The organism is Streptosporangium sp. NPDC000563 (genome assembly GCF_040299985.1).
GTDB lineage: Bacteria > Actinomycetota > Actinomycetes > Streptosporangiales > Streptosporangiaceae > Streptosporangium.
The window spans coordinates 1-5,615 of sequence record NZ_JBEPDA010000061.1 but is presented as its reverse complement, the minus strand read 5'-3'; the positions used below and the strand labels follow the sequence as shown (position 1 = coordinate 5,615).

Below are 5,615 nucleotides of genomic sequence, written 5' to 3'. Positions count from 1 at the left end.
ATGAGCGTCCCGGGCGATCTCGGACTCAGGCTACCGGGTATTTCCTTGCCAGTCCTTTATACGGGAAGGCCGACCCGACCACCCGGATTATCCGGCCCTCAGCCGCACCGGACGATGAAACGAGCAGGCAGGCGGCTGTTCCGGAGGCCGTATTTCTTTGCGGGAATTTAGGCGGCCCGACGATGGCATATCCGGCGGTAACGGCACGCCCGGCACTAAAGTCGGCGGGCAATGCCCACTCCCCCACTCCGCCCTCGCGCCGGAGAACCGACTCGCCTTCGGCACACGAAATCTCGATCCGGCCATGACATCGTACGGGTGATTCTCTGTGGAGTACATAATCGTCGCGGCCGCCGTGGTGGGGCTGGTGTTCGTCGTCCAGACGGCTCTCGGCGCGCAGGTGGCTCGGCGCGCCCTGTGGGTGCTGATGCTGGCCTTCGTGGTACGACTGCTCGTTCACGTCCTCGTGATGCGGTCCAACTCGATCGCGTACGGCGGGGACAACTTCGTCTACGAGGGCAGGGCACTGGAGGTCGTGGCGTACTGGAAGCGCGAGGGCTTCATGTTCGTCACCTCCGATCAGATCGAAAGCCTCTACTCCGTGGCGGTGCCGTGCAACGTCTTCGCCGCGATCATGTATCTGTGCGGCGGCCCTGCCCCCCTGGCCTGCACCGCCTTCGTGGCGCTCATCGCCTGCGGGCTGTGCGCCGTCATGTACAGGTTCGCGCGGCTCATCGGCGCCGACGAGCGCGCGGCGTTCAGGCTGATGACCCTGATGGCATTCATGCCGGCATTCATGCTGCACACGTCCGACACGTTCAAGGACGGATTCAACGCGTTTCTCGTCATATCCTGTCTCGGCCTCGCCGCTTCGAACGTCCAGCGTTTCGACATGCGCAAACTCCTTCTTCTCGGGCCGCTGCTGTGGACGCTCTGGAACGTGCGCCCCTACATGGTTTTCATGTGCGCGATACCGCTGATTCTCGGCCTGGCGGGCCTCAGGCGCGCTTTCCCGTTGTGCGTGCTGGCCATCCTGGCCACACTCGTGGTACCCATCCTGATATTTCCGGATATGGCGGAGAGCACACCGGTTGGCATGATGCAGGAGCAGCTGGAGCACGGACAGTCGGAGGTCGTCCTTCAGGCCAACGCCGCGGGAGGTTCGGGAATCGTCTTCGACGACGGCGGCAATCCGTGGAGCGCGTTCCTGCCGAAGCTGGTGTACACGCTTCTCTCGCCGTTCCCCTGGATGGACGGCAGTCTGGTGCTACAGCTGGCGAAGGTCGAGACGGTGCTGTGGTACTACCTGCTGTGGTGCGCAGTCGTCGGGGTCCGGCGAATGTGGGGTGAGAACCGCAGGATGCTCCTCATCCTCCTGCTCTTCGCCGTACCGTGCACGATCATGTACACGACCACCATGTCCAACATCGGTCTCATCTTCCGGCAGCGGATACCGATCGTCATGGTCGTGAGCCTGCTGTCCGCGGTCGCCTGGACCAGGGTCCCCCAGGAGCGGCGGCAGCTCGTCTCCGGCGCGGGAACGAGGCCGGACACCGCCGGTTCGACGATGTCCGGCCACCCCTCCGGCACGGCGCGGAGGGCGCCGGCCGGGATCTCGCGAGTGCGGTGAGGCTAGTCGACGGCGAACACCACGTCGACCCAGTAGTTGGTGGTCTGGTAGGTGCTGGTCGGGAAGGGATTCGCCGCACCGTAGGTGTAGACACCGTTGCCTCCCACCGCGCCGCTGGCCGGCGCGATGAGCGGTTCGCTCGTGTACTGCACGTTGAAATACGGCCGTGTCTGCGAATAATAACCAGACAAAGTGTTGTAAGAGACCACATAATTTGTGTTCTCCGTCACCGGGACGGGCGTGTCGAAGTTCACCTGCTGCCATCCGCTCGCCGTCTCATTGGTGAAGGTCGCGCTGGCGAGCAGCTTCCCGTCACTCGTCCACAGACTCCCGACATGCGTCCCGGTGTTCTGGACGCCCTTGTAGAAACGGACGCCCCTGATACTGCCACTCGTCATAGCCTGGAACTTGACGCCGACGGTGACGGGCTGATTGTCGGGATGGGAGGTGACCGCAGGCGTCTCCGTCTTCTCCCAGAGGCTCGTGAACGGCACGAACAGCACGTCGACCCAGTAGTTGCTCGCCTGGTAGGTGCTGGTCGGGAAGGTGCTCGTCGCGCCGTAGGTGTAAACGCCGTTGCCCCCCTCGTCGCCATTGCCCAGCGCGACGAGCGGACCGTTCATGTACGGCGCGGTGAAGTACGAGGATGTCAGCGAGTAGAACCCCGAACTCGTGAAGTACGAGGCGACGTACGTCGTGTGGGCGGTCACCGCGACCGGCGTGTCGAAGCGCACCTGTTGCCACCCGCTCGCCGTCTCGTTGGTGAAGGTCGCGCTGGCGAGCAACTGCCCGTCACTCGTCCACAGACTCCCGACATGCGTCCCGGTGTTCTTCGCGCCCTTGTAGAAACGGATGCCCTCGATGTTGCCGTCGGTCAGCGCCTGGAACTTGACACCGACCGTCACGGCGTTGGGATCGTTCTGTGAGGGGACCTGCGGAACCGTCTGATCGTCCCACAGGCTTCTGACCGGGACGAACAGCACGTCGACCCAGTAGTTGCTGGCCCGGTAGGTGCCGGTCGGGAAGGTGCTCGTCGCACTGTAGGCGTAGACCCCGTTACCGATCTGCACACTGCTGGCCGGCACCACGAACGGGCCGTTCGTGTACTGCGCGGTGAAGTAGGGAACCGTTGTCGAGTAGTTCCCGGATGTCGTGTGGTACGAGGCGACATACGTCGTGCCGGCGGTCACCGCGACCGGCGTGTCGAAGTCCACCTGTTGCCACCCGCTCCCCGTCTCGCCGGTGAACGTGGCTCTCGCCAGGAGTTGCCCGCTCGCGCTCCAGAGGTTCCCGGTGTGCGTTCCGGTGTTGAGCACGCCCTTGTAGAACCTGACGCCCCTGATGGTGCCCGCGGTCGTGGTCTGGAACTGCACCCCGAGCTCGACCGGAACGGGGTCGTCGGCCGAGTCGACGGCGGGCACGGCACTGGCTGGCCAGATGGTGCAGGCGTCACACGACGTGTAGACGGTGACGGTGATCGTGGTCGGTATCACCTGGAGGTTGCCGATGTCGTCGACCGCCCGGACCGCGATCGTCGTGGTTCCCGTGGTCTGGGGTGTCCAGCGGTACTGCCAGTTCTCCCGGCCCGTCGCCGGGAACCACCGGTTACCGCCGTCGGTCGAGACCTCGATCCCGGCCACGACACCGCCCCCGGTGTCGGTCGCCGTTCCCTTGATCACGACGGTCGTCAGCTCGGGCAGGGCGGCTCCGCTCGACGGGCTCGTGATCGTCGACGTGGGAGGGCTGGTGTCCGTCGACGCGGTGGCCGGTACCAGCCCCGGCTGGAGGCTGGCGGGCTGGGAGTGCATGTCGGCGAGGAGGTTGACCGTCGCCTGCTGCATCCGGATGTCGGTGGGGGTGCCCGCTCGATCGTGGTTCGCGTCCAGCCCCCACGACCACTGGATGGTCCCCGCGCCGAAGACGAGCGCACCGCTGGAGGCCCGGTAGAGCGTCAGGTTGTGGTTCGCGGTGCCGAGACCGTACGTACTGCCGTAGTCGAGCAGGTATTTGGAGGTGAGGTTCATGATCGTGCTTGAATACCTGGCCACGCCCGGCGGTTCGGACCCGTTGTTGGGCGACACATCCCATTCGTAGCCGAGCGTCCCTGTGGGGAAGACGGCCGTCTGCCCGGGAGAGAGGTTCGCCACGGAGGTGTTGCGCCAGATTCGCATCTTGCTGAAGTCGGCCGACACGGTTATCGCGTCGTTGGAGACGCCGTTGACCCTGAACCACGTCCCGTTCAGCGCGTTCTCCGGCTTGCCGCCGTTCGAGGGCGGGGAGAAGCGTGGATCACGCCACGATCCGGTCCACTGTGGGCTCGGGTCGATCTTGGCGTTCGCCAGCGTCTCCTTGTAGCAGACGAAGGTCCTGAAGGGGGTCCCGTCGCTCAGGGCCTGCTCCCAGCGGCCCTTCCAGAAACCCTCGTTCCCGGAGAAGAAGGTTATGTTGACGCCGTTGTCGCGGGCGTTCGTGACGTTGTCCCGCATGTCGTTGGACCAGTACTCGTCATGGCCGACGGAGAGAAAGACCTTGTGGTTGAGAATCTGCTGGCCGCGCATCGCGGTGTCGATACTGCTGGTGTAGCTGACGTCGTAGCCGTTGGCCTCGATCCATCTGATCATGGGGTATTCGGCGTTGAAGAACCAGCTCTCCACCGAACCGGAGCAGCAGCTCCCGACGCGCGTGATGAACGGCCGGTTGTAACTGACCTTGTAGGCCCGCCCCGCAGGAACGCCCGCCGAGTAGAGACTGCTGCCGCCGTACTTGTTGTACGCCTGCCAGGTGCTGTCGGAGGTCTGCAGCAGCAGGTCCGACCCGCGTTCGTCGTCCCGGATCACGAATATCATCTGACTGGCACCGGGGGTCGCGTCATCGCGGATCAGGTTCGCGATGTAGACCCCCGAGACGGCGTCGGCCGGCACGGCCCACGAGGCCGAGACCGCCCAGTTCCCGCAGTCGACCAGTGCGGTCGCCTGATCCGTGAGGCAGGGCGGCTGCGCCTGGGGCAGTGGGACCGAGGGAGTGAGCGTTGTGATCTTTCGTGCGCCCATGCCGCCGTAGTAGCCGATGCGGTAGACGTCCACGTGGTAGGCGGTCGCCGGAGTGTTCACCTTGAACTGGACGGTCTCCCCTTTGTCGACGCTCATCTGGGTCGCGTATCCCTGGATGCTGGGGCTGCCCGCTCCGGGTATGTCCCATTCGCTCGGCGGGTTTCCCGGCAGGCTGTTCTCCAGGCAGATGACGGAGGTCGGCGGGCAGGCCGCGCGGCGAGCCCGGCTGCGAGGTCTCGCGTCCGCGGCCTTCTTCTCCGGCGTCTCCGCGCCTTTCCCGGGAAGCCCGCGCAGACCGACCTCGGCGAGCCTCCGTTCCAGCGAACGGGCCCGGCCGCCTTCCGGAGGCGCCGCCTTGACCTCCACGGCCTGGCGTCCGTCGGCCGGCGCCCGCCCCGCTCCCGCGGCGGTGCCTGGAGCGGGCCGCCCGGGTGGGTGTCCGGTCGCCGGGCCAGGGGCGGCATCCGGTTCGAGCGGTACGACATTTCCCACGGTCGCCCACTTCCGCGGGGTGACGGTGCCTGGCTCAGGTGCCCAGCTCGCACCCAGCAGACCGATCAGGGTGAGAAGACCGATCCCGAAGGTGAACGGCGACCGCCGCCCGAACCCGACCTTCCCCGCATTGTCCGTACCGCCTGCCATGTGCGACCTCCCGCAAGCACCCCCTTGGCCGACTTTCCGCCCCGGCCAGGGTCATAAGTAGAAAGAAAGGCAATCACATCCAACCCTCGACAAGAATCAACCTCAAATAACGGCGATTTACCTACAACGCAGAAGAACGATCTAATATGGCACCAAAAGATCACCTAAACCGCAAATCAATCCCAACGTGGTCGTGGTGTGGAGTAATCGGGTCGGCTGCCTTCGCGTCACGTATAAAGGACTGGCAAGGAAATACCCGGTAGCCTGAGTCCGAGATCGCCCGGGACGCTCAC

The 5,615-nt window shown here is 65.0% G+C and carries 2 protein-coding genes; one reads left to right on the top strand and one right to left on the bottom strand.

What is annotated here, in order from left to right; genetic code table 11:
- Positions 1-328: 328 nt before the first annotated feature.
- Positions 329-1,630 (top strand): hypothetical protein, encoded by a 1,302-nt coding sequence (locus ABT352_RS40585; RefSeq protein ID WP_350950419.1) that lies wholly within the window; start codon positions 329-331, stop codon positions 1,628-1,630.
- 2 nt (positions 1,631-1,632) lie between these two features.
- Here ABT352_RS40585 and ABT352_RS40580 read toward each other — a convergent pair whose 3' ends face one another.
- Positions 1,633-5,322: a DUF4082 domain-containing protein gene (locus ABT352_RS40580; RefSeq protein WP_350950417.1), complete on the bottom strand. Its 3,690-nt coding sequence runs from the start codon at positions 5,320-5,322 to the stop codon at positions 1,633-1,635.
- Positions 5,323-5,615 lie beyond the last annotated feature (293 nt).